Source organism: Microcoleus sp. bin48.metabat.b7b8b9.023, assembly GCF_013299185.1.
Lineage (GTDB): Bacteria > Cyanobacteriota > Cyanobacteriia > Cyanobacteriales > Microcoleaceae > Microcoleus.
Genome location: NZ_JAAFKG010000019.1, coordinates 73,721 through 98,483, shown reverse-complemented (window position 1 = coordinate 98,483; position 24,763 = coordinate 73,721). Strand labels below are relative to the sequence as shown.

At 46.6% G+C, this 24,763-nt stretch carries 17 protein-coding genes, 3 tRNA genes and 1 pseudogene; 10 read left to right on the top strand and 11 right to left on the bottom strand.

The window, feature by feature from the left end; translation table 11 throughout:
• The first annotated feature begins 81 nt into the window (after window positions 1-81).
• On the top strand, window positions 82-597 hold the full coding sequence (gene scpB / locus QZW82_RS13490; RefSeq protein WP_293148902.1) for an SMC-Scp complex subunit ScpB: 516 nt from the start codon (window positions 82-84) through the stop codon (window positions 595-597).
• A gap of 42 nt (window positions 598-639) precedes the next feature.
• Window positions 640-987, top strand: a complete 348-nt coding sequence (locus QZW82_RS13485) for a DUF760 domain-containing protein (protein ID WP_293148901.1) — start codon at window positions 640-642, stop codon at window positions 985-987.
• Between the two features lie 571 nt (window positions 988-1,558).
• On the opposite strand, the gene QZW82_RS13480 is transcribed toward QZW82_RS13485, so the two are convergent.
• From QZW82_RS13480 to QZW82_RS13470, 3 genes are all read right to left on the bottom strand, one after another.
• Window positions 1,559-2,776 carry an HhoA/HhoB/HtrA family serine endopeptidase gene (locus tag QZW82_RS13480; protein ID WP_293148900.1) on the bottom strand — a complete coding sequence of 406 codons (1,218 nt, stop codon included), beginning with the start codon at window positions 2,774-2,776 and terminating at the stop codon, window positions 1,559-1,561.
• 416 nt (window positions 2,777-3,192) lie between these two features.
• A complete protein-coding gene (locus tag QZW82_RS13475; RefSeq protein WP_293148899.1) occupies window positions 3,193-3,342 on the bottom strand; it encodes a hypothetical protein in 150 nt (49 codons plus the stop codon).
• A 404-nt stretch (window positions 3,343-3,746) separates the two neighbouring features.
• The gene (locus QZW82_RS13470; protein WP_366665019.1) at window positions 3,747-4,877 is read right to left on the bottom strand and encodes a transposase; all 1,131 of its coding nucleotides are present in this window, start codon (window positions 4,875-4,877) and stop codon (window positions 3,747-3,749) included.
• A gap of 99 nt (window positions 4,878-4,976) precedes the next feature.
• On the opposite strand from QZW82_RS13470, the pseudogene QZW82_RS13465 reads away from it, so the two are divergent.
• Window positions 4,977-5,300: pseudogene (locus QZW82_RS13465) on the top strand (M23 family metallopeptidase); the annotation flags it as partial.
• Window positions 5,301-5,509: 209 nt separating this feature from the next.
• Here the strand turns inward: QZW82_RS13465 and QZW82_RS13460 are convergent.
• The 4 genes from QZW82_RS13460 to QZW82_RS13445 form a co-directional block, all read right to left on the bottom strand.
• A tRNA-Thr gene (locus tag QZW82_RS13460) sits at window positions 5,510-5,581 on the bottom strand.
• Between the two features lie 71 nt (window positions 5,582-5,652).
• Window positions 5,653-5,737, bottom strand: a tRNA-Tyr gene (locus QZW82_RS13455).
• A gap of 386 nt (window positions 5,738-6,123) precedes the next feature.
• Window positions 6,124-7,941, bottom strand: a complete 1,818-nt coding sequence (locus QZW82_RS13450) for an ABC transporter ATP-binding protein (RefSeq protein WP_293148898.1) — start codon at window positions 7,939-7,941, stop codon at window positions 6,124-6,126.
• 513 nt (window positions 7,942-8,454) lie between these two features.
• The gene (locus QZW82_RS13445; RefSeq protein ID WP_293148897.1) at window positions 8,455-8,595 is read right to left on the bottom strand and encodes a hypothetical protein; all 141 of its coding nucleotides are present in this window, start codon (window positions 8,593-8,595) and stop codon (window positions 8,455-8,457) included.
• Window positions 8,596-8,815: 220 nt separating this feature from the next.
• Between QZW82_RS13445 and QZW82_RS13440 the strand changes: the two genes are divergently transcribed.
• The 4 genes from QZW82_RS13440 (at window position 8,816) to QZW82_RS13425 (ending at window position 12,890) form a co-directional block, all read left to right on the top strand.
• Window positions 8,816-8,887 (top strand) — tRNA-Gly (locus QZW82_RS13440).
• A 675-nt stretch (window positions 8,888-9,562) separates the two neighbouring features.
• On the top strand, window positions 9,563-9,967 hold the full coding sequence (locus QZW82_RS13435; protein WP_293148896.1) for a hypothetical protein: 405 nt from the start codon (window positions 9,563-9,565) through the stop codon (window positions 9,965-9,967).
• A 4-nt stretch (window positions 9,968-9,971) separates the two neighbouring features.
• Window positions 9,972-11,237: a glutamate-5-semialdehyde dehydrogenase gene (locus tag QZW82_RS13430; protein WP_293148895.1), complete on the top strand. Its 1,266-nt coding sequence runs from the start codon at window positions 9,972-9,974 to the stop codon at window positions 11,235-11,237.
• 540 nt (window positions 11,238-11,777) lie between these two features.
• A complete protein-coding gene (locus tag QZW82_RS13425; protein WP_363318826.1) occupies window positions 11,778-12,890 on the top strand; it encodes a fatty acid desaturase in 1,113 nt (370 codons plus the stop codon).
• Between the two features lie 673 nt (window positions 12,891-13,563).
• Here QZW82_RS13425 and QZW82_RS13420 read toward each other — a convergent pair.
• Entirely contained in the window at window positions 13,564-15,267 is a 1,704-nt protein-coding gene (locus tag QZW82_RS13420; RefSeq protein WP_293148893.1) for a lipoxygenase family protein, read from the bottom strand.
• A gap of 371 nt (window positions 15,268-15,638) precedes the next feature.
• Between QZW82_RS13420 and QZW82_RS13415 the strand changes: the two genes are divergently transcribed.
• Complete coding sequence (locus QZW82_RS13415) at window positions 15,639-16,685, top strand: site-specific DNA-methyltransferase (protein WP_293148892.1); 1,047 nt, start codon at window positions 15,639-15,641, stop codon at window positions 16,683-16,685.
• The gene (locus QZW82_RS13410; protein WP_293148891.1) at window positions 16,682-17,413 is read left to right on the top strand and encodes a PaeR7I family type II restriction endonuclease; all 732 of its coding nucleotides are present in this window, start codon (window positions 16,682-16,684) and stop codon (window positions 17,411-17,413) included. The genes QZW82_RS13415 and QZW82_RS13410 overlap by 4 nt, the downstream gene beginning before the upstream one ends.
• A gap of 244 nt (window positions 17,414-17,657) precedes the next feature.
• On the opposite strand, the gene QZW82_RS13405 is transcribed toward QZW82_RS13410, so the two are convergent.
• The 3 genes from QZW82_RS13405 to QZW82_RS13395 form a co-directional block, all read right to left on the bottom strand.
• Window positions 17,658-18,488: an SWIM zinc finger family protein gene (locus QZW82_RS13405; protein WP_293148889.1), complete on the bottom strand. Its 831-nt coding sequence runs from the start codon at window positions 18,486-18,488 to the stop codon at window positions 17,658-17,660.
• A 15-nt stretch (window positions 18,489-18,503) separates the two neighbouring features.
• Window positions 18,504-21,800: a DEAD/DEAH box helicase gene (locus QZW82_RS13400; protein WP_293148887.1), complete on the bottom strand. Its 3,297-nt coding sequence runs from the start codon at window positions 21,798-21,800 to the stop codon at window positions 18,504-18,506.
• 478 nt (window positions 21,801-22,278) lie between these two features.
• Entirely contained in the window at window positions 22,279-22,785 is a 507-nt protein-coding gene (locus tag QZW82_RS13395; protein ID WP_293148885.1) for a hypothetical protein, read from the bottom strand.
• 287 nt (window positions 22,786-23,072) lie between these two features.
• On the opposite strand from QZW82_RS13395, the gene serA reads away from it, so the two are divergent.
• Entirely contained in the window at window positions 23,073-24,656 is a 1,584-nt protein-coding gene (serA, locus tag QZW82_RS13390) for a phosphoglycerate dehydrogenase (RefSeq protein WP_293148883.1), read from the top strand.
• Window positions 24,657-24,763: the final 107 nt, after the last annotated feature.

Below are 24,763 nucleotides of genomic sequence, written 5' to 3'. Positions count from 1 at the left end.
AATCCTCTTCCTTCTAGGTAGAGGTCGCTCTCAAACTGTCCCAGGTCAACTGTCAACTGTCAATTGTTGAAAAATTCCCCAATGACTCGTTTAGCCACAACAATAGAAGCCATACTTTATCTAAAAGGTCAGCCGGTGTCGCTTGTAGAGATTGCCGAGATTGCTAAGTGCGATCGATCGGAAGCCGAAGACGCGATTATCGAGCTCATGTCTGACTCATCCCACCGCGACAGTGCGCTAGAAGTCGTCGAAACTCCGACGGGATACAGCCTGCAACTCAGAGACGAGTTTGCGAGTTTAATGCAAACTTTAATACCCCCAGAATTAGGTGTTGGGGCTTTGCGGACGCTGGCGGCGATCGCCCTCAAAGGTGGCATCGCACAGCCAGATTTAGTGAATTTGCGGGGTTCGGGGGCTTACCAACAAGTGCAGGAACTGGTGGAAATGGGTTTCGTGCGGAAACGGAAGCCAACGGATGGGCGATCGTACTGGCTACAAGTTACCGAAAAATTTCACCGGTATTTTCAAGTAGACCAATTGCCCAAACAATTACAACTTGACTTTCAGGCAAATTTGTACCCAAGCAATGAGGAGTAGTTTGAAGTAGAATGTAGCAAGCCAGAAATTAAGAATCGCCAAATGGTTTTTCACCCTGACTTTGACCAAAACAATGCCCAACAAACCGCAGTCAATCCACTTCTGAAGTACCTCCAACACCAATCCCCGGAGGTTCTAGCCCGCATCGCCAAGTCCGCCAGCCCAGAAATCAGAGAAATTATCTCCCACAACGTTCAAGGACTTGTCGGCGTCCTGCCTTCAGACAATTTTAACGTCGAAATTACCACAGACCGCGAAAACTTAGCAGGTTTGCTAGCTTCAGCGATGATGACAGGCTATTTTCTCAGACAAATGGAGCAGAGGATGTACCTAGAAGAAAATTTAGCAAGCACGAGTTCGATTCAACCAAACCCTACCAAAGAAAATTGACATACTCACGTCTGCTGAAGCAACGGTGATTCTTATTCATGGTTCACAGAAGTCGGCTTGCTATATCAGGCTTCCCTTTTATAGTAGAGGCAGTCTTCTCCCCATGCTTTCCCGATTTCTCGGCAGATTCCTAATGCCCTTAGGTACTGTTAGATGGAATTAATTATTGGTTTTGTTTTTTGGGTACTTATTTATTTCCCCTAGCTATGTTTTTCTTGGCTTTCGCTACCCAATATTTTGCAGGTCTAGGCTCTACTTTCTGGTTCAAGGAGTCTTAACAAGCCACCACCATGGGATTTCCAACCGCTATAATTATAGCAAAAGCCGATGCTCAAAGCACGGGGCTGATTTACCCAATTTTTTGGTAAAAAGAGCAGCGACGGGTTTGGCAAGCCAGAAAGAAGAAACGTGTTGACAACAAAAACATTCCTGGACGGAGTAGCGAATTAAGAAACCGGGTTTTTAATCCTAATATACCGGACGATACACGGATGATTTGGGTAGCAAAACCCGGTTTTTGTGTCTACGACTATCCACCATCAGATTTATTTTTCAACTCGACCGCTTGAACTTAACCACCGGTGGGACTCCCGGATATGGGAAAAGCACCCGGACGTACTTTAATTTTCTGAACTTGACCGAAACGGTTAATTTCCACTTCGAGTTCTTTGCCCACAGCAGTGTTTTCCACCCGTTCTTGTACGTCCCCGGGAGTGTTGACCGCAATTCCGTCAATTTTTTGAATGACATCTCCAGCGCGCAAGTCGGCTTGTTTGGCAGGGGAATTTTCCACGACTCTCGTCACGGCTACGCCTCGATCGATCGTAATTTTGTTATCGAGTTGTTTGTTGACTTCTGCCTTGGTGGCGGGAGTCAAACTGAGCATTTGAATCCCCAAATAAGGATGTTCGGCTTTCCCTTTGGCGAATAACTGATCGGAAACTCGTTTGGCGGTTTCGATCGGAATTGCAAATCCCAAGCCTTGAGCGTCGGCGCGAATGGCGGTATTGATGCCAATTACTTCGCCTTGGTCGTTCAGTAGCGGGCCGCCTGAATTACCGGGGTTGATGGCGGCGTCAGTTTGGATGAACCTGACTCGTTTGTCGGGGATGCCGACTTGGGAACTGGTTCTACCCGTGGCGCTAATAATGCCGACAGTCACGGTATTGTCGAGCCCTAAAGGATTGCCGATCGCGATCGCCCACTGTCCCGGTACAATATTGTCCGATCGACCCAAAACCACCTGCGGGAGTTCCTTGGCATTAATTTTCACAACAGCAACATCCGTCAGCGGATCGACGCCCTGCACCTTACCCTCAAACTCGCGGCCGTCTTTGAGCGTCACCTTAACAGTATCCGTCCCGGAGACGACGTGAGCATTAGTCACAATGCGGCCGTCAGAAGTAAGAATAAACCCAGAACCGGTACCGCGCCTGACTCGTTCTTCCGGCTTGGGCAAATTGTCCCCAAAAAACCGGCGAAACAAAGGATTGTTGAAAGCTTCGGGGACTTGATTCGTTACCTTAGCCGAAGCATCAATCCGCACGACAGCAGGGCCGATTTTTTCGGCTGCTTCAGCAATAAAATTGGGATTGCTGCGATCGACTGGGCGATTTTCCTGAACGGGAGGAGACACATAGGAGGGGATTTGCTGGCGCACCACGGGCAAAACTGATCCGGTTTCTGGATTGTTTGAGCCTTGTAGATAGCGATTCCCCAACCATCCGATGCCTCCCCCAACAGACAGCAAAGTGACATAAAGGGTCAACTGCTTAAAAGATAAACTCATAAAAGCACTCGGTAAGTGAGAAACTCAGAGACTTCAGTCCTGAGAGAGAAACTCCAAGAGCGGTTTCAACCGCCTTGAATCCCCTTGCGGGGTAGAGGGGTATGGTTGCCCCTCTGGCGAGGATGGTTGTCCTCAATCTCCCTTTCGGGGTAAAGTTAGCTTCGCCAATGTTATAAAGGCTTGTCAGGCTAGCAGCACTGCCTCAGTGACTTTAAGGCTGTTTAACTACTAGCGACAGAGCAAGGGACTAGCTTCGCATCCCAGGGTGTCGTGACCTAAATAACGTAGCCAGTTAAGGCTTAGGCTGGTCAATATAGCTTGCTAGATTTCTCTTACAAGCTCAGTGGCTTGAGCCCTGAGTTACTGACATTTAACAACTCCCGCTGAATACCTCATCCCCGCAGACACCTTCGGCATCAAGTATTTTTGTCTTGGCGACGGGAAGGAAGCGGGGCGGGGCGTACCGCTTCCTCAAGAATATAGCTGTTAGCAACCAGGCGCAACACGGGCATCACGGGCAAAAATTGCCTGATTTGCCAAGAGCGACAAAAACTAATAATTCTCATCCTAACTTGGCTTAGCCTGGGATTTATAGTCTAGGGTACGGCTGGAGTTTTCAAATAAGCCTTTTCACTCGGCTCAAAAATTGTCAATTGTCCGAATGAATACTTTTTTCTGCACGCAATGAGTTCTAAACGCCTATTTTTGGTCATTTATGCATTGATTTGCTCGATCGCCCCTGTTGACAAAACGGCGGCAAATCTTCCTCCCGGCGCACCTTTGGAAAACCCGAATCCTGCCCGCGATTGCCTGGGGCAGGCCTTGGATCGATCGCGCCGCCACATCGCTCTCCAGGGCGAAACGTTGACAAACCTCTGCCTAAAGGCAAGAGGATTCTTGCTTCGCAGGGATTCCGACGAATTTACCCTCTGCAAGCATCTTGACCGTATGCCCTACGGCTGCAAGTCCTCTACTTAGAACTAAAGCGAGCTGCTGCAACATCTCTATCGGTTGTGTAACCGCAATTTGAGCAAATATGAGTACGCTCAGAAAGCTCTTTTTTGCCTGTTGCGACACCGCAATTTGGACAAATCTGACTGGTTTTCTTCGCATCCACTTTTTGGAAGTACACCCCGCGTTTCCAACAGGTTTGTTCCAAAATAGTGAAAAATTGACCCCATCCAGCGTCTAAGCAGTGCTTGCCCAGCATCCCTCTAGATAGTCCAACTAAATTTAAGTCCTCAACGAATACCATCCCCACATCATTGCAAATTTGATGAGAGATTTTGCGATGCCAATCTTTGCGACAATTAGCCACGTATTCATGCAAAAGAGCAACTTTTTTTTGAGCTTTGCGCCAATTATTTGAGCCAATCTGCTTTTTACTTACACGTTTTTGCAGCAATTTCAGCTTGCGTTCTGCGTCTATAAAAAACCTTGGCCTCTTGACTAAAAGACTATTAGAAGTTGCTATGAAATTCGTGAGTCCGACATCGATTCCCAGGGGATTTCCGTGTGGCATTACCTCGGGAATTTTTACGTCCCATGCAACGGTCAGCATTACATACCAGCCGGATGCACGATTTACCACCCGTGCCTGCTTAATAATTCCACCATCGGGAATTGCTCGGGATTGCCAAAATTTTACCCAGCCAATTACAGGCAGTTTCACACTACTATTTTGAATTGGGTTTGAACTTAGTTGTGGAAACACAAAAGACCTCATCGCTCCCCTTTTTTTGAATCGGGGAAATCCGTGATTTTGTTCCCACATACTTACAAATGCCTTTTCTAGTCGGCGCAGCACTTGTTGTAAAGCTTGAGCATTGATACGTTGTAATGCAGGGCTGGTTTTCCTGTATGCAGTTAAGGCTTTACATTGAGTTGAGTAAGTTGGTCTGGGTGTTTCAGCTCTGATGATGAATTCCGAGCGAAGCGAACAAGCGTCAATCCGACATTTTCGCGAATTATACCAATCTTTACGTTCTTGCAGGGCATAATTATAGACCTTGCGACATTGTTCCAACCAATCCTCAAATATTGCTACTTGTGTTTTTGTTGGTTTTAGCTTGAATTCATAAGTCAGATTGAACACTTGCATCACCTCCTTGTTTGATTTTACCGAATTTCTACAAAATGGCAAAAGGATTTATAGAATAAAGTCGTCCTGGAAGGACGAGGCTCTAACCCCCTAATTTTGGTAGATTTTTTGGCTGCGGAGGGTACGCAGGTTTTGGCTGCGGGCGGAGGGACTGTCGCCTTTGCCGGGCCGCAGGGGGATTACGGGAATTTAGTTGTGGTGAACCATCAAGCGGGGAAGCAAACGCGCTACGCTCATTTAAAAGATCTTGCGGTGCAAGTCGGTCAAAAAGTGCGATCGGGAGAAGTTTTGGGAAGCGTGGGGATGACTGGAAAACGGGACATTCCCCAAGCTCATTTACATTTTGAAGTTCGGTACAATTCGGGTTCGGGTTGGGTGGCGGAAGATCCGCTGCTTTATTTGCAAGCTGCTGTTAAAAAATAAAATTAAAAAACATAGGCCGTTGAACACACAATTCAACCGCCAATTCTGTTTTTGTCTCACATAATTTACCAACAAAAATGGGTTTAAAGCCTCATCCTTCGAGGGGGAAATAAAACAAAATTATTCACTGTTTCATTCCTCGGACTTATAGGTAGAGGTATATCTAAAACTGTCAACTGTCAACTGTCAACTGTCAACTGTTGAATCCAAGCCCGTGGCGAGATTTGAACTCGCGACTTCCTCCTTACCAAGGAGGTACTCTACCCCTGAGTTACACGGGCATAAAAGATTAAAAATGTTAAATTAAAATGTTTGACTTTTAATTTTTAACTTTTAACTTTTATGTGAATTGTGGTGGGCCGGGCTGGATTTGAACCAGCGTAGGCGTAGCCAGCGGATTTACAGTCCGCCCCCATTAACCGCTCGGGCACCGACCCATTTGTACCCACAGTTAAACATCCTAGCAGATTCTTCTTTTTCTGCAACATGACATTTAAAAGTCTAATCATTCAAGGCTGAACACATAAGTCATATCGCGTCCGGTCGATTACCATAACAAAAACAGTTGGCGCGTGTAAGTCCTCCGCACTACGGCGGGAAAGCGGACTGAAGTCCGCACTACGAACCTTAACAGTTGGCGCGTGTAAGTTCTCCGCACTACGGCCGGAAAGCGGACTGAAGTCCGCACTACGAACCTTACAAGAAACCGGGTTTTTTACCGAATCTGAGGGTTGCAACGACTATTTTGCTAAAAACCCGGTTTCTGGCCACGTGTCCATCTAGGATTCTTATAGCACCGGAAGTCTGGGCTCAGCAGAAATTGTTAATTTAGTAATTCGCCGGTTTCTTGCAGTTTGTGCAGGCGACGGTAAATGCCTTTTTGGTTCAAGAGTTCGTCGTGGCTGCCAACTTCGACGATTTTACCGCCGTCGAGTACGACGATCGCATCGGCTTCGCGAATTGTACTCAGGCGGTGGGCGATAATTATGGTGGTGCGCGTACCCAAGATGTTCTGCATGGCTAGCTGGATCGATCGCTCCGACTCATAATCCAAACTAGAAGTAGCTTCGTCAAAGATTAACACGTCCGGCTCCACTAACAGCGCCCTAGCAATGCCCAACCGCTGCCGCTGACCGCCAGATAACCGCATTCCCCGCTCCCCGACAACGGTATAGTAACCTTGGGGCAACAAGTTCACAAACTCATCAACTCTGGCGATGCGACAAGCTTCTTCAACCTGGGCGAAAGTTGCTTTCGGGTTGCCGTATGTCAAATTATCTAGCAAACTACCGTTAAACACGTCTACTTCTTGGTGGACAATGGCTAAACGCTTGCGGTAGCCAGTGACATTTAAACTGGAAATATCCTCGCCGTCGATCAGAATGCGCCCGGAGTTAGGCTCGAAATATCGAAACAGCAGTTTCACTAATGTTGATTTCCCCGAACCAGATCGCCCGACTAATGCTACAGTCTGACACGGATGAATCAATAAATTGATATCCTGCAAAACTGGCTTTTCGCGATCGTACCCGAATGTCAGCCCGCAAAACTCAATTTTGCCACTAAATTTATAAGGCGACGCGGATGCAGCATTTTCTGTTAAATTCACCGCATCAACACCGTCTGGTAACTGCATAAACTCATGGAAGCGGATCATTGAAGAATAGCGGCGGGCAAATAATTCGGCGATAATACTAATCGGGCGGAGTTGCGAATAGGCCATACTTGCTAAGGTGTAAACCGTAACAAAATATCCCAGAGATATTTTACCTGCGACTGTTGCTGCTAGACTAAAACCGAGAACTGAAAACAGGCAAAGCTGGACGATTGCTTGTCGGTATGTCCCCAGGATGACGTATCCTTTGTGAATGCGTTGAATTACAACTTTCAACTCGCGATCGAGTCTGGTTGTTTGCTTTTTTAGTTCGTTTGTTTCAGTGGCAAAAGCTTTGACTGTTTTGATGTTTGTAATAATTTCTGAGTTGCGACTTTCGGTATCTTCGATGTATTCATCCAGAATTTCTTCGCGCTGAGTCAGCCCTTGGAGGCCTTTGAGGGTGAAACTGAGGATAAATATGAAGGAAATTGAAATTAATAGGCCGATGCGCCATTCAATTAACCAAATAACTGCAAAAATGCCGATTAAGCGGACGACTTCTGGGATGAATTCAGCGGCAATTTCTGGGTATGTCCAAGTATGGTTGGCGATGCCTTTGGCGATGCGACTGGAAATTCGTCCGGCGTTGTTTTCGTCGTAGTATTCTAAGGGTAAGGTGAGCATTTTGCCGATCGCTCCTTTCATCCAATCCCGCCTTGCTCTCAACGGTACTACCCAATGGAACCAATTTCCCATCCAAAGTTCTATGGGTGCTTTGACGACTGTTACTACAAAAATCAAGCCCAGCAAGACGGATAGCGATAATATCTTGCTGGGTGACTGCTGGGTAAGTGAGGCGATCGCTGCGATCGATTTTTGCGTTATTGTGTCTGTAGGTCGATCGGACAATACATTTAAGAGTTGCCCGATCGCGTAGGGTACAGCTAAATCCGCGATCGCAAACAGGCTGGATGCACCGATGCTCAGAGCTGAGATTTGACTGTAGCGGGTGTAGTATTTAAGGATGTCCCGAAAACTTGCCATAAATTTCTGTTGCGATACAACCCTTGCAAACACTTGAGTCTGATAACTGCGCGCGATGGCGCTTGAATTACAAGTATACTACAAAAGTAGGTCTTCGGGGAAATCGATCGAGAAAATCTGAAGCAGCTCAGCTCGTTTAAAGGTGCGATCGCAGATTTGAGATAAATATTATTGGGAAGGGGCAATCGAATGAAGCAGATCGATCGCCAGCGATGATATTTCAAGGGTTGAGACAAAAACAGAAAACCACCGACTAACGCAGATTAACGCAGATAGTCTCAAGAAGAGCGATCGAATTAATGCACTGCCGAACTTAGTTGTGGTGTCGCAGAAGTCCTTGTACTGGTACTTTTGGGCAGTAATTGATTGAGGGCGACACACAAGTATTTTATCACGGTGTCCCTGCTGGCAGTCACCCCACTCGAAAGGGCAAAAAAATACAGAAGACAGAATTCCCTAAAAATTCTGTCTTCTGTGACTAAAGCTTTCTAATTTTTAGGTTTGAGCAGCGTGTTAGCTGAAGGCGTAGGCTGATTGCAGCGCCCACCAGATTAGGATGCCGATGCCGCCACCAATGACGATCGCTGAAATGGCGATCGCGATCGGGCTGTCAGCTCCCTTGAACTTCATGATTCCGCGATTTAAGTCTGACATGAGCAGTGTTCTCCCACAATTGCAGCTTGATTGTAGCTTTGCCCTCGGCGGATCGCGGTCAAAAGCACTGCAATTACTGATTTTTTTAACAATCTACTTGCTGCAATTTCAGGCGGGGTGAGGCATTCGGGTGCGCCCCAGCGAGTTTATGAAAAAAACTTACAAAAAACACTTGACAAATTCCGAGCAGTGAGGCAATATTATTAATACCGCAGCAAATGCGGGTGTAGCTCAGTGGTAGAGCGTCACCTTGCCAAGGTGAATGTCGCGCGTTCGAATCGCGTCACCCGCTTTTAAAAATCAAGAACACCAGGAAGACTAACCCGGAAAGTATAGCGAGAAGATATCGCATATACCCCTAACGGTTGTTGAAAACACCTAGGTTAATGGTAAAATTGATTAGATAACTGGCAAGTCACAATAGCCGATCGGGCGATCGATCGAAACAGGTAGTTAAAAGCCTCGACTGGGCAGAATTGACCGGGAAGCGAGACTCAAGCTCCTGACTTTAGGTAGGGGGAAATTCGATAGCGGTTTCAACCGTCTTGAAGATTTCTTTAGGTATTTTTTACAGAGTTAATCAAAAGTTGATGTTATCATCAAAAATATCGAGTAAGAATAACCACCTGCGTGTTGAAACATCCTGAGTTGGGAGCAATCCCTGCAACGGGCATATTCGGCCCATATCCGAAACAGCTCTCATTGCGAATAATGGCAGGATGTTGAGCCTACCGTACCTGTTGGCTAGTGATGGCAGGACGAAATAAAAAAAAACAAAAGTATACGGAATGTTTGAAGAAATTCAAACTGAGTTAGTAGCGGTGGCTTGATAACGCCGAAGACAAGCCCGACTTTGGACTATTCAAGAATCCCCGTCTATGACTCGGGTTCGGGAGTATCACAAGTTTGATTAAATGGATATGTTAACGATTATTTTTGCAAAAACGCTTTTTTTATCCGATCGCTCGTGCCATCTCAAAAAGCTCCCAAAATTGACTTAAACGATGAGTACCCGTGCCCTTGCCGGCGCCGCGGCCGTCTCGTACCCATAACGCTGACAGAAGCCTTTGGCTGCAACCGCTGTCAGCAAATATTTGTATTGGAGGAAAACGGACACGTCATCGAGCAACTATCAACGAACTATCCTTACAAGCAGGCTTGGCGGTGGACAGGCAACCAGTGGCACAGAGCACATCCGGGTTTGAAGGCGCACTACTTGCCCCTAGCCCTGGGGATGATTTTGGTGCCGCTATTGATTTGGCTGCCCCTGGCGCTGCACTCACCGGGCCCGAATATTATTCTGTGGGCAATGGTCGCTGTGCTGTTAGCAATGCTGCCGGCGCTGATGGTATGGCTGGCTTACAGGCGTTAGTTAAATGATAATAGAGGATTTTAGTCATTCATCAGAGGGGGCCAATGTCGCCCGCCGCGCTTATCAGGCTTCTTTGGAATTGGCGGCAACCAAAAGTACGGATCGCGCTGCTGCTTTGCAGGCAATGGCGATCGCACTCAAACGCCGACAAAATGACATTTTAGAAGCCAATACTCTGGATCTAGAAGCGAGTCGCGACATGGCGATTCCCGACTTGATTGTGGACTGGCTGAAGCTGACGCCGGAACGGATCAAGACAACTGTCCAAATTTTGCAACGCTTGGGGGAAATGCCAGATCCAATTGGCAGGGTGATCAATGCTTCTTATCAAGTCGATCGCTGTCAGGTGTACTGTCAGTCTCTGCCGCTGGGGGCGATCGCGCTCATTTACGAGGCGTTTCCAGAGTTTGGGGCGATCGCGGCCGGTTTGTGTCTCAAAAGCGCTAACAGCTTGATTCTCAAAGGTGGCAGCGAAAGCTGGCAAACTAATGCTGTAATTGGTGAAGCTTTGGTTTCGGCGATCGATGAGGTAGGTTTGCCGTCAGGATGTTTGCAGGTATTGCCACCGGATCGGGGCGCTTCGATCCGCGATTTGGTAACTCAAGACCAATATCTCAATTTAATTATTCCCTACGGTAGACCGAGTTTAGTGCAGCAGGTGGTAAGGCTTTGTACGGCACCGGTGTTGCGATCGGCAATGGGCAATTGTTACCTTTATTGGTCGCCGACTGGTAGTTTGGAGATGGCAAGGTGGATGATTTTGGACAGCCATCAAAGTGTGCCCGATCCGGTAAACGCGATCGAGAAAGTATTGATCGATCGCAACCAAAAGCATTCTTCCTTAGTCAGGCTGTGGAACAGTTTAAAAGAAAAAGGCTTTCAAATTACCGCAGATGCGGATCTTGTCGCAGATTTCCCAGACTTGAAGCTGGCGGAACCCTACGAGTGGACTCAACCGTATTTAAACAAAACCATCGCGTTTAAAGTTGTTGATAGTTTGGAAATTGCGATCGGCTGGATTAACCGCTACAGCAGCGGCCACGCTGACGCGATCGCCACTGAATCTTATTTAGAAAGCCGCCAATTTGCTCTGGATGTTAACAGCGCCTCAACTTTTATTAATGCCTCGCCTCGGTTTTGGCGCTATCAAAATCGGGGAGATGCAATTTTTCTGGGAATGTCCAACCAAAAAGGCTATCGTCGGGGATTGATCGGGCTAGATACGCTGACAACAATTAAAGAAATTGTTCAAGGTAACGGAGAATTTTAGCTGAGTTATCTTTGGCAGTTTGGCTGTTGAATTTATACCAATTATAAAAAATATTGCTACTACCGAAATTAGAGCATTTCATCTGTATGCCAACGGCACAGTAGGGTGTCTAGCCGGAGTTATGCAAATGACAGATAATTTATCGACAATCAATAATAATTGGTATCAATATTTTTTTAAATAGGTATTAATTTAAGTATATATAGCGGTTATCAGAAAGATTCGCGGACGTTGTTGGGATGCGAGCCCTCTGAGTTTACTGGTTTTGCAAACAGTCTGTTATACCTCATCTTTTTGAGAAAGGCTATAGCCGTTCTCAGAAAGATGAGGTACTCATGGCATTGGGCGAAGCGAAGCGGAGAGATTGAACATTTTTTGACCCAAATATGATTTTAAAATTGTCTGTCTCGCACATATAAACATCATCACAAAATGATTTAATGAAACCAATTTTTCGGCAAATATGATATACTAATAAATGTCAAAAAAACAATCTGACTAACATTTTGGTGTGATTAGCAAACAATGAATTCAGAAAAAATGCTTATTTCTTTAGACGAGACTGTCGATCGCGAAACGCTAATTCACCAATCGGCTTATGTTAAAAAATTGCGTCCGCTACTGCCACCAAATGCCTTTGAACCAGATCCTAGCAAATTAACAATCCTGTTAATCAATCTGGGAATTTTATTGCTGGGATGGGGAATTGCCGACTACCTCGATCGCTGGCCTGTCTACCTTTTAGGGCTTTACTTGCCTTTGGCTGCGATTATGGGCAATAGTATCATAGTTTTGCTATTTAGCTCCCACGATCTGATGCACGGCAGCGTTCAGAAAAAATCCCGGCTGACTTATGCGATCGCCTTTTTAGGCCTAAGTATGCTATTGATGCCACCTACTCAGTGGAAATCGCTGCACAACCTCGTACACCACAGTACCACCAATTCCTTAGCAGACCCCGATCGCAATTACCTGTTCCAGCAACCGGATACTTGGGGAAAATGGATTCAAAATCTATTTGTACCGTCGGTGGAAGTCAATCCCCTGTGGTTCATTGTAGGCATGGCTGGATCGTGGTTGGTGCATAACTTCCGCAACGTGTCATCGGTATTGTTATTCAACGATAAATCTGTGGATTACGTGCCCGCTGCGTTTACCGTTAGTCCGAAAGATCGATTGACGATCGCCCTGGAATGTCTCGGAATTTTGGGAATTCATCTGGGCGTCTTGTTTTACCTAGATTTTAACCCGATTAAAGTTATTCTGGCATACATTTTGCCGATCGCACTGGGTCACGCAGGCACAATGTTTTACATCTATACCAACCACATGGGTTGCCGGATGACCAACATTAATGACCCGCTGATCAATACTACTTCCCTGCGGGTTCCTAAAATATTTGACCTGCTGCACTTAAATTTCTCTTACCATACAGAACACCACATTTTCCCTAGCATTAACTCCAACTATTACCCGATGGTGCAAGAGTTGTTAAACGTTCACTATCCCAATCGAATGAATTTAATCGATGCTGGGGAAGCTTGGCGGTTGCTGATGGAAACGCCCCGGCATTATAAAGATGAAGTTACCTTCACTGATTCCTTAGGAAAAATGTCCGTTAATTGCAGTATTCTCGAAGAATATAAGGGCTAATTTAACCATGTCAAAAATCCGTAGGTATGCACTGCATACCTACGGATTTTTGACAGTTATATAATGTCGTAAGATTGGTTTTATAGTGCAATACGGTTGACTTACAGCTTTTTGATGAATTTAGGAATGAGAATTAAATAACTTACAATTTAATGGTTCGTGGGATGGGCGTCCCGCCCGTCCCGGAAAGACGGGCGGGACGCCCATCCCACTTTCTTTGTGTAAATTATTTAATTTGCGATCCTTACGAGCGCGATTTTATAGGAATACAGGCATTTTTACCAAATCTGATTGGTCTTAAGTCAACTATATTGGTTCTCAGAAAGATTCGCGGATGTTGTTGGGCTTGGGCCCTATACGTTCAAGCGGTTATGTAAGCTGTCAGTCATACCTCACCTTTTTGAGAAACGCTATATATTGGTTGATAGTGAGGACTCAGAGTTCAAACTTATGGATGCGGACTTTGGGGCGAACGACAATACAAACCTGTTTGATTCCGGGCAAAGCGTTGTGCAGGGAATTGACTGGGATAATAGACATCTCCCAAAAAGACAGTCTTGAACAGGCAGGATGTCTGTTTCACAGTATTATGGGAGATGTCTATTATTATTTGAGCTTGAATCGCCTGAAAAATCACTGAATTTTAGCAGCGATTTTTCACGCGAATTGGGTATTAGATGCTGATGCTATTGATCACTAAAGAAGGTTTGAGAGCAATATATGGCACTAATCGCTTTTTATTGTTCTGATCTATCTTCTGTTCTGCCACATTCAAATCTTGCTGGAACTGTTTGACTAACTGTTGGATCGGAGTACCTTCAAAAACTTCGTCGAAGGTGGCACGATAGAGTTCTCGGAAAGATTTATCGTAATAACCCAAGCGGTCATATTTATAAGCTGACAGAGTAAACAAAATTTGCAGTTGTTCGGCCGTTTTTTTGTAGGGCGGAAGCAACTGTAAAATTTTCATTTCCGTAATTACTTCGGGAATCTCTGACTTGTTAATTGCCGGAATATCGCGGTAGGCAGCCAAAGGCATATTGGCAGCAAAACTCATGTATTGATGCTGGGTATAATTCACAGCAGAATGCTGGGGCCCGCAGGTAAAAATCACGGTTGTGACAATATCAATCAATTGTTGAACATCCTCAATGCGCTGTGGCATTCCTTTGACTTTACCTCCTGTCTGGGAGGATAATTCTTGGGCCCAGCGTTGCAGTTCGGTATCATCGGTAAGTTTCTGCTTTGTCGGGTAAAAGTATTTGAGATAGCCGGAGACAAAGGTTTTAATCGCGTTCCACAGCAGCAATCCATCATCTCGGTAAGGGTAGTGAGGTAGTTGAGTTGTGTTGTCCATTCCGCGATTTTTTAGTTCCGTTGGGAAGGCAAATTGATCCAGACTCCAGTTAGTGCAGGCTTCTCTACCGATCTCTATTGTCTCTGGCAAGGTTCCTGCCAGCAACTCATCGACGGGGCCTCCAGGGGCGATCAACTGAGTGCGTGCGAGATTGTTGTTGGTCAACATGAAGCGAAAGTGGGGTTTGAGCAATAAGCTGAGGGGATGATTTTCAGCTAACTGTCGCGCTGTGACGATCGCAATTGGTTCCATAACTAGATGGGTTCGACCTAAATGCGAACTCATTTCGTGGTGATTGGCATCTGCTACTTGGACGCAGAGTTTGGCAAATAACCAATTGAGTGGCGGATCTGACGGCGTGTAGACACGGCTGCCCGGTTTGGGGTCTAGTTGGATCGCAATGGGTACCAGTTCACCGCGATCGCGCACTCCAGTCCACCGCCAAGCGAAGAAAGCACGGGGTTTCGGCAAGTATTTCCTGCCCTTTTCGTAGGTTCCTCCTTGAATTCGAGAAGGTGCGCGATAGTTTGGATCGGTACCTGTGTAGTCGGCAATATAAATACTTTTTTCCCGTAACAGTCTGGCAAGTTCCAATAATGGCTGCTTGCTGTCGAGTTTTGTGACGATTTCTGCCCGGGGGTCGGTGGCACTTAAGAGACGAAGTACCATCGGATTTGCCCCAGACAACCGCTGTTCGGCAAAAGAGCGATCGGTTTGGTAAGTCTTGGCAACTTGAGGCAGCCGGATCACAGGAAAGAAGTCTTCATAGTCTTGGAGCTCGTCGAGAGGATCTAGAAAAGATCTCGCCCGGACTGCCAACATATTTACAGCAAGTTCAGAGGTTGCTAATATCCGTTCTCCAATATAATCGCTCGAAAAATTCTCGATCGCTGGCACGGTTTTCAATAATGCCAAAGGCGATAAACTGTTATAGTCAAATTGGTAATCTTGTTGCTGGCGATTTAAGTAATCGCTGCGCTGTTGTTTGTTCGCATCGTCTTGAGGAAGGGAAGGTTTCATGATTTTTACCATTATCAAAATTCACCCTTGTTTTTTAGTAAAATATAGGTAAAAATTACTATAAAACGAGGATGGGATGAACTAAGTTTTGTAACCGTAGAAGAGAGCTTGATACAATCATAGTTCGCAGATAGGTAATTGCGCTCCGGACAGTTTCGGCTTATGTTGCTGCTACGAGTCGCAGATTTCCAAGCACGGGGATTTTGAGATGCTGACTCAAGCTTTATCGCGCACTCAAATCCATAGCTCGAAGGGAAATTTATCCTAATTCAAATAATTTTTGCAACAGTAGGTTTGGTTTGTATTCAGGATATGATAATTTTTATTGCTGGTAAAGCTGATATGATGAACGTGATTATTCGACCAAATGTATGAAGTCTTCGAGTTTAAGCAAGGTTAATATTTCAACGCGGTTTCGGTCTCGCGAATCAGCCGAACCGTTGAAACAAGCGCTACAGGATCGAAGCCTTGTACCCGAGGAAGCAGCGGCATTACTAGCAGCAGACGAACAGCGTGCCATTCCTGCTATTAGCAAAAATGCAGCGTTGATCGAGGAAATTCAGCATCGGGTGCAAAGCTTGCCATCTTTCCATTCTCTGCTACAGGGCGATAGCCGAAATTTGACAGATATTCCCGATGAAAGCGTGCATCTGGTAGTCACATCGCCCCCGTACTGGAATTTAAAAGAATATCTTAAAAACCCAAACCAGCTTGGGGAAATAGCAGACTACGAACAGTTTTTGCAAGAGATCGATCGAGTATGGCAGCAAATATGGCGTGTTTTAGTCCCCGGCGGACGGCTGGTGATTGTGGTGGGCGATGTCTGTGTTGCGCGCCGGCGTTTTGGCAGGCACATGGTATTTCCCCTGCACGCGAGTATTCAGGAACACTGTCGCCATTTGGGATTTGATAACCTCGCACCGATTATCTGGTACAAAATCGCCAATGCTTCTCTAGAAGCAGCAGGAAACGGCACCAGTTTTCTCGGCAAACCTTACGAGCCCGGAGGCGTCATCAAAAACGACATCGAATTTATCCTGATGCAGCGCAAACCGGGCGGCTACCGCAGTCCCAGCCTGACAGCACGAGTATTGTCCGTGATACCGGAAACTCTTCACCGACAGTGGTTTCAACAAATTTGGCAGGATATCAAAGGCGCTTCCACCAAGCAACACCCCGCCCCGTATCCTTTGGAACTAGCAGAAAGGCTGGTGCGGATGTTTTCTTTTGCTGGGGACACGGTACTTGACCCATTTATGGGGACAGGAACAACCTGCGTCGCCGCCGCCAACTGGGGGCGCAACAGTATCGGGGTAGATGTTGAGCCAACTTACCATCAGCTAGCGCTGAAACGGATGCAGGAGACGTATGGCTTGCGCGTAGTCTATGACGGATTGATGGGGGAGGTTGCTCAATGACTGGACAGACACCCATTATCCCCAATGATGTGTTCCAGGAAGCGGTGCAGGGTTTCTGGGATACCCGCATCGCCCAGGCACAAGCCCAGGTGCTAGCTGGCAAGATTGACCAAGGGAACCGCAGTGCGGTGACAGGCGGCAAGCAGATGGACGGTTTCATCCTGACGCTGACTAATTTCTTGCTGGCTGCAGGTGTGCCTCAAAACCATATCCACGTTAAAAAAAGCCTAACCGTTATACCGGGGTTCTTTGGCCCGACGAAGATGTACGACTTTTTGGTGGTAAACCCTCAAAAACGGCAACTCAAAGTAGTCATCGAGTTGAAGAGCCAGGTTGGCAGCTTTGGCAACAACTTCAACAACCGCACAGAAGAAGCGATGGGGGCTGCTCTCGACATCTGGACAGCTTACCGGGAAGGGGTGTTTGGCGCAGCACCTCCGCCACCGTGGTTGGGATATCTGTTTGTTTTGGAAGACTGTCCTGCCTCGCACACCCCGGTACAGGTTGCTGAACCGCATTTCACGGTTCTGCCAGAGTTTAGAGGGGCCAGCTATGCTAAACGCTATGAACTGTTTTGTCAGAAGATGGTGCGGGAAAGGCATTTCACGGCTGCTTGCTTTTTAGTGACCGATCGCAAACAGGCTGCACAAAATCCCAACTATACGGAGCCATGTTCAGACTTGTCGGCTGCCAATTTTTTGCAGCAACTTATCCGGCACGCGCTCTAAATTAGGTAACAGATTTTGGCGCTGCTGAACAGGAGTATGAATGTACATTTTTTAGTTGTTGCCGAAAACAAACTTTTTGCGCCTTTGAGTCTTTGTGTAGAAGTTAATTCATATCTTTTCCGATCGATTACCTTAACAAAAATGGTTCGTAGTGCGGACTTCAGTCCGCTCTTAAAATGCGGACTGAAGTCCGCACTACGAACCTTGCTTATTGCGGTACCGGACATGATGTTAATCAGCAATCCTACAGTTTATTCTTCGTTTTCACCCGCATATACAGCTCTTCCATCGCCTCAATAAACGAACCATCCTTCTGCCAAAACGGCGGAAAATCTCCCTGTTTCTTCACCACGATCGCACTTACGCCACTTTGCACGCCCACCTCAATCGTCTGCGGCAACCGCTTCGCACCGTGCCAAAACTCTCTCAGGCTGACGGTTGGCGCCTCATTGGCGATCGCCTGCGTGTAATAGGAATCCACCGCCACAGGCTCGACTGAATCCGCCGTTAACTCGGCAGAAAGCGCCAAGCCCAAGGGCGTTTTTGCTAATTCGCGGTGCAGCACTTCCTTAGAAAGTCCGCGCAATTCAAACAACAAAAATGGATCTTTGTCCAATTCGGCGGCCACCAGATAATAGACTCCCGCAATATGTTTGCAGGGATTGCTATAGTCTGGGCAAGAGCAAGTGGTTTTAAAGTCCTCGCGGCTGCTGGGTAACAGGTGCAATCCGAGGGGTGAGAAAGCGTTTTCAATGTTGTCGGGCATTTCGTTGAGCAGCAGGCGGGAAATGAAGCTGGCTTTTGATGCCATTTGGGCGATCGCCACTTGCCACTTTGCCTGACTAATCGGCTCAAACTCAATTTTAGTTTTGTACAGCGGCTCCTTATAAACTCCAAAATAAGGATTCACCGAACCCCTGACTTCTGCCATCACTAAGCCATCATTCATTTTAAAGCTCTTTACCTTACCATTTCGTGCATAGGAACGTCCCCGCCCGAGACGCCCAGAATCGGTAAATCTTTCCAGCGCCTCGATAAATTTGTTGCCCCACCAAGTCCGAGTAAATTGTGGCATATTTTTGATTTTCTCCTAATCTAAAACTGCATTTTTATTGAGCCTAATTAAATTCTTAAATGCCTCATTATCCAACTCTGTCAACCAGGATTCATCAGCACCAATAATTGAGCCTGCCAATTTCTTTTTGTCCTCAATCATTTGGTCAATCTTTTCTTCCAAAGTGCCAATTGCTACAAACTTATGCACGAACACATTTTTTTCCTGCCCGATCCGAAACGCCCGATCCGTTGCCTGATCTTCTACCGCCGGATTCCACCAGCGATCGAAATGGAATACATGATTGGCTTTTGTTAGGGTAATTCCCACACCGCCGGCTTTCAGTGATAGAATAAATACCGAAGGTTCTGATTCTGGATCTTGGAACTCTGAAATCATCCGTTCCCGTTTTTCGCGACTGGTTCCGCCGTGGATGTAATAAGTGTTGTAATGTAGGGTTTGTTTGATGTATTTTTCCAACGCACTTCCCAATTCTGTAAACTGCGTAAATACTAATAAACTTTCACCTTCGGCTTTGACTTCCTCAATCATCTCGATCAGCCGTTCCAGTTTGTGCGATCGCTCTGGTGTAAACTCACTTTCATCCTGCAAAAACTGGCGGGGATGGTTGCAAATTTGCTTTAACTTCAGCAGCGTTGCCAAAATCATCCCCTTGCGCTTCATGCCTTCAGCCGCGTCAATTTCTTCCTCTATCTCTTTGACAATGGCTTCATAAAGCGAAGCTTGCTCGCGGGTGAGATTGCAGTAGAGCTTTTGCTCAACTTTGTCGGGGAGATCCTGAATAATTGACTTGTCGGTTTTCAGACGGCGCAGGATAAAAGGTTCTACTAATTTTTTGAGCGCGGCTGATTGCGTGCGACTACCATGTTTTTGAATCGGTAATTCAAACATTTTCCGAAACTGCGCCTCTTTTCCCAAATATCCGGGATTGAGGAAGTTAAAAATTGACCATAAATCCAACAAGCGATTTTCGACAGGTGTTCCAGTCAATGCTAGTCGATGGGTAGCGGGTAACTTTAAAATCGCCTTGGTTTGCGCGGCTTTCGGATTTTTAATATTCTGGGCTTCATCAATTACCACGCGATGCCACGCTACGCTGCTCAACAGCTTCTCATCTTTGCGCGCCAAGGTAAAGGAAGTAATCAACATATCACAATCTTGGACGGCAGCTTTAAATGCTTTGGCATCTTGCAAACGTTGAGGGCCGTGGTGAATCAGCGATCGCAATTCTGGAGCAAATTTTTCCATTTCCTTTTGCCAGTTGCCAACTACGGAGGTTGGCGCAATTAGCAGCGTCGGTAAAATTGCATTTGCTGTCTCTTTTTTTCTCTTCTTTTCCGTTCCTTGTTCCGTCTCTTTGGTAGTAGATAAAACTTCTCTTTCCTGCAACAATCTAGCAATTACCTGCGCCGATTTACCCAAACCCATATCGTCGGCAAGACAGCCATTTAATCCAAGGCTTTCCAAATAGCTCAACCAAGAAACACCGCGCTTTTGATAATCCCGGAGTTTGCCTTGAAAGCTTACTGGATCTGCAATCAACTCTAGCCGACTCTTGTCGTGCAGCTTCTCCAACATATCCGATAAAGCGCGATCGCGCTCCACCTCCAAATCTTCACTAGCTTCTCCTTCTGCCGTCAACTTCATAAAGTCAATCAAGCTGACATCGGGATTCTCTTCGCGATGTTTTTGCCAAAAATTCAGCATCTCCTGCATTTTATCTTTGTCCAGTTCCATCCATTGTCCTCGGAACTGTACTAACGGCGTTTTACTATTAACTAACGCCTGCCATTCTTGTTCGCTAACTCTTTCGCCTCCGATCGCCAATTCATACTGATATTCCACCAAGGAATTTGCCGAAAACAATCCCTTGCCTTTGATTGCAGCGCTTTTACTGCCCTTTCCTTTGACTTGCAGGCGAATCTTCGCCCGCTGCCGTCCCTTCGGCGTCCACCAAGCGGGGACAATCACTTTATATCCAGCATCTTCTAATACCCAAGCGGACTCGCTGAGGAAGGTAAAAGCATCATCTACGTTGAGGGAAATGTTAGCGGGTTTGTCTGTTTCTAGCCCCTGCCAAAGTTGGGGATAAATGCGCGCAGCGTAGCCGAGATTTGTCAGCAGATGTTGTTCAAAGTTGTCGCCGAATTGTGTTTGCAACTGTTTTTGTTGAGTCGATCGCGATCGCCAATAATCCTGCAACGGCACCCGCAGAGATGGGTCTTGTTTTGCCGCCACCTGAAACTCTAACACCCAAGGCTGTTCGGGGTTTTCGGGGGATTGTAATTGAAAGCAGAGGGAGAATGAGTCAGCAGATTGATTGCGCGTAATGCGATCGCGCCAGGTTTGCCATTGCCGGTATTGTTCGAGGCTGACTCGCGCAATTTTTTGTGTTTGGTTAAAGCAGATTTCGAGTAAAGAATCCTCAATCTTCATCTGAAACGATGCTGGGATGGGAGTTTGAGTGACAATTTCTGCGATCGCGCATTCTGAAAAATTACGCAGCAACATTTCGCGATCGTAGAACTTTGGTGTATCTTGTAGCTGGATCTTCCGAAAACCGGACACACAAACTAAAGGCATCCATTCAACATAGCGTTGTAACTCTGTTTCGTACTGTGCTGAGACAATTTCCCATCCCGGATAAATATCAAAGCTGGGTGGAATTTTGGCAGGTGTTTTTGGAGTTTTTGTGGTTGTTTTTGTTTCACCCGCTTTCTTGCGCCCGCGCGTGGCTTTCTGGGCGGGTTCGGATGTTTCGATGGGTGCGATCGCGATCGGAGCAATTTCTCGATAGCGCAACGCCGGAATATAATGATCTTTCAGAACAATTTGCTTAAAAAATTGGGTGTAGTGATACCAAAACAGCAAATCTGAACCAAACTGAACTTCTGCTAAATCGTAGAGGGCCAAAAAATGCAAATCGTTCAATACTTTAGTCAAAGTGTGGGTAGCGATGACTGCACAATCGACTTCCCAATACTCCAACTCAAATGTTTCGGGTAATTCTGTCTCTAAATATCGCGCTAACTCTAAAGATGGTAGCGGCTGGTTATCGGCAGTGGGCAGTAAAAAGTACCGATGGGCGATCGCGTATTCTAGCCCCATCCCACTTGTATTGCTGGCTGGTGCGAGTTGAATCCCGGCTTCTTTCGTTAGAAACTCTGTTAACTGTGCCGTCTCCAATTGTCGGGGATGAACCTTAGCAGGCTGTTTTTTCCTTTCAGTGGTTTCAACCCAAAGACAAAACGTTCCAGCTTGAATAAAATTCTCTTGTGTTTGAGGAATCCAAGTCCCGTGGAGGATTTTCATAGGTCATACCAAACGCAACCTTTAGGAGACGATCGTATCATGAATTAGCCGAAAAACATCAGACGGCAGCTGAAACCAGGTTTATACAAACGATGTCCCGTCCAAGCGTACTCAAGAAAATAAAGGTATCTATCTGTAAGGTACGTTGTTGGGCTTTAGCCCTGCTGAAATCTGTAAGGTACGTTGTTGGGCTTTAGCCCTGCTGAGATCCGTGACAAATAGGAAAGTATGCGCCTAACAAGCCGGATCTCCTGAAGTGCATCTGATTTTGGCAAGGGTTCTCGCATTTCGGCACATAATTTATGAGTAACAATCAGAGATTTACTGCCGAAATGCTTCGCCCCTTAGAGGGCTAAAGCCCAACAACATACTTCATTTTTACGAAAAGAGCGACAATCTGACATATCCGCACATCTCCGCTTAAATTGCATCAATCTTTGATTGATAGATGCCACATTCTGCACGTCTATTTTGGAACTTAACTCTCTATATAACCTTGCATATTTTCCGGTTCAAATTGCTGCAAAATATTAGCAGCTTGATTGGTTAAATCGTCAGTACCTTTAACTGCAATCAAAAATTTGCCCGCATTCAAACGGTTGCGATAGGGCAAAGCATCGCCGCTACCAAAGGCCATTCCTCCCGCACCGCCGACAAAAACGCTGCCCATTCCGGCTGCGATCGCACCTAGCACTCCGCCGATCGCGTGATCGCCAATTTCGCCCGCCCATGCAAAAGTCTTCAACTCTGTCATCAAGCTGAAAGTAACGCCGGCAATAAAGCCAAACGGTATCAGCCAAACAGCCATGAGTTTAGCTTGTTTCTTTGCTTGCTGGTTGGGGTCGATTAAGCCAAATTCATCAGCAGTTTTGTAGCCCCGTCCCAAAATGCTGACTTGCTTCATGGGTAAGCCTTCTTTTTCGAGGGCGCAATAGGCAGCTTCGGCTTGCATTCGATCGGGCAGTACGGCGATAAGATAATTCATCAAAATAATTCCTGATAGTTAGGCTTCAATATCCGGAATTCATTATAGCCTGAAAAGACTTGCTAGCTAAGCAATTGAGCGTTTTTAAGACGATCGCCCAGGACGATCGCCCGTAAAGGTAAAATATTTCAAGCAAAAATGACCGACCTTGACCGAATACGGATACAATTCAAACTGCACAAAGGCAAGCTTGAGCTGAGCTGTTAGATTCTGCTCTAAGTCATAAGTCTCAACTTTGAGCTCGCCAACGCTCGGCCTATTTTTACTATTGCACTCAATTGCTTGCTATGCCTAAAGTTCTAGTATCCGATCCGATCGACCAAGCCGGTATTGACATCCTCTCCCAAGTCGCACAAGTTGACGTGAACACAGGGCTTTCAGCCGAAGAGCTCGTGCGAATTATTCCAGATTACGATGCTTTAATGATCCGTTCTGGCACCCAAGTTACCAAAGAAATCATTGAAGCCGGAAATCTACTAAAAATCATCGGTAGAGCGGGCGTTGGCGTAGATAATGTCGATGTCCCCGCCGCTACCCGCAAAGGAATTGTAGTCGTCAACTCCCCCGAAGGCAACACGATCGCAGCAGCCGAACACGCGATCGCCATGATGCTATCGATGTCCCGCCACATCCCGGAAGCCAACGCCTCCGTCAAAGGCGGTAAATGGGAGCGCAACCGCTTTATCGGCGTAGAAGTTTACAAAAAAACCCTCGGTATCGTCGGTTTGGGCAAAATCGGCTCCCACCTCGCCACCGCAGCCAAAGCAATGGGCATGAAACTGCTCGCTTACGATCCCTTCATCTCTACTGAAAGAGCCGAACAGTTGGGCTGCCGCTTGGTAGAGCTCGAACTGTTGATGCGCGAATCCGACTACATCACCCTGCACATCCCCAAAACGCCGGAAACTCTGCACTTAATTAACGCTGAGGTGCTGTCGAAGATGAAGCCCACGGCCAGGATCATTAACTGCGCCAGAGGTGGCATCATCGACGAAGCAGCCCTCGCAGAAGCTATCAAATCAGGTCAAATCGCCGGTGCAGCGATCGATGTTTACGAACATGAGCCGCTGGAAGCTGATTCTCCATTGCGGAATGTCGGGCAAAACATCGTGCTGACGCCTCACTTGGGAGCTTCTACGGCTGAAGCTCAGGTGAATGTGGCGATCGATGTTGCCGAACAAATTCGTGATGTGTTGTTGGGACTGCCGGCGCGATCGGCTGTTAACATACCAGGAATCTTCCCAGATTCGATCGAAAAACTCAAACCCTACCTGCAACTCGCCGAAACCCTCGGCAACCTCGTCAGCCAGCTAGCCGGAGGCCGAGTCGATTACCTCAACGTCCAACTCCAAGGCGAATTGGCCAGCAACCAAAGCCAGCCCGTAGTCGTCGCCTCTCTCAAAGGCCTGCTCTCCCAAGCCCTGCGAGAGCGCGTTAACTACGTCAACGCCAGCATTGAAGCCAAAGAACGCGGAATTCGCGTCGTGGAAACCAGAGACGCCTCAATCCGCGACTACACAGGCTCTCTGCGCCTCTCGGCAAAGGGAACTCTCGGCGAACACACAGTCACGGGTGCAGTCCTCGGCGAAACCGAAATTCGGATTACCAGCGTTGACGATTTCCCAGTCAACGTTTGCCCGACGCACCATATGCTGTTTACCTTGCACCGCGATATGCCGGGGATTATTGGCAAAATTGGTTCCCAATTGGGCAGTTTTAATGTCAATATTGCCAGTATGCAAGTAGGCCGTAAAATCGTGCGAGGCGATGCAGTGATGGTTTTGAGCCTTGATGACCCTCTGCCAGAGGGTATATTGGCTGAAATTATGAAAGTTCCTGGGATTCGGGATGCTTACACGGTGAATCTTTAAAGGATTTTAGATTTTTTAGGTTCCCCAATCTAAAATCTAAAATCATTAAACGGTAACTATTTAAAGGATTTTAGATTTTAGGTTAACCCAATCTAAAATCTAAAATC

Coding starts and splice junctions, on each gene's coding strand:
- scpB (WP_293148902.1), top strand. CDS start 82: ATGACTCGTTTAGCCACAACAATAGAAGCCATACTTTATCTAAAAGGT.
- QZW82_RS13485 (WP_293148901.1), top strand. CDS start 640: ATGGTTTTTCACCCTGACTTTGACCAAAACAATGCCCAACAAACCGCA.
- QZW82_RS13480 (WP_293148900.1), bottom strand. CDS start 2,776: ATGAGTTTATCTTTTAAGCAGTTGACCCTTTATGTCACTTTGCTGTCT.
- QZW82_RS13475 (WP_293148899.1), bottom strand. CDS start 3,342: ATGAGAATTATTAGTTTTTGTCGCTCTTGGCAAATCAGGCAATTTTTG.
- QZW82_RS13470 (WP_366665019.1), bottom strand. CDS start 4,877: ATGCAAGTGTTCAATCTGACTTATGAATTCAAGCTAAAACCAACAAAA.
- QZW82_RS13450 (WP_293148898.1), bottom strand. CDS start 7,941: ATGGCAAGTTTTCGGGACATCCTTAAATACTACACCCGCTACAGTCAA.
- QZW82_RS13445 (WP_293148897.1), bottom strand. CDS start 8,595: ATGTCAGACTTAAATCGCGGAATCATGAAGTTCAAGGGAGCTGACAGC.
- QZW82_RS13430 (WP_293148895.1), top strand. CDS start 9,972: ATGATAATAGAGGATTTTAGTCATTCATCAGAGGGGGCCAATGTCGCC.
- QZW82_RS13425 (WP_363318826.1), top strand. CDS start 11,778: ATGCTTATTTCTTTAGACGAGACTGTCGATCGCGAAACGCTAATTCAC.
- QZW82_RS13420 (WP_293148893.1), bottom strand. CDS start 15,267: ATGAAACCTTCCCTTCCTCAAGACGATGCGAACAAACAACAGCGCAGC.
- QZW82_RS13415 (WP_293148892.1), top strand. CDS start 15,639: ATGAAGTCTTCGAGTTTAAGCAAGGTTAATATTTCAACGCGGTTTCGG.
- QZW82_RS13410 (WP_293148891.1), top strand. CDS start 16,682: ATGACTGGACAGACACCCATTATCCCCAATGATGTGTTCCAGGAAGCG.
- QZW82_RS13405 (WP_293148889.1), bottom strand. CDS start 18,488: ATGCCACAATTTACTCGGACTTGGTGGGGCAACAAATTTATCGAGGCG.
- QZW82_RS13400 (WP_293148887.1), bottom strand. CDS start 21,800: ATGAAAATCCTCCACGGGACTTGGATTCCTCAAACACAAGAGAATTTT.
- QZW82_RS13395 (WP_293148885.1), bottom strand. CDS start 22,785: ATGAATTATCTTATCGCCGTACTGCCCGATCGAATGCAAGCCGAAGCT.
- serA (WP_293148883.1), top strand. CDS start 23,073: ATGCCTAAAGTTCTAGTATCCGATCCGATCGACCAAGCCGGTATTGAC.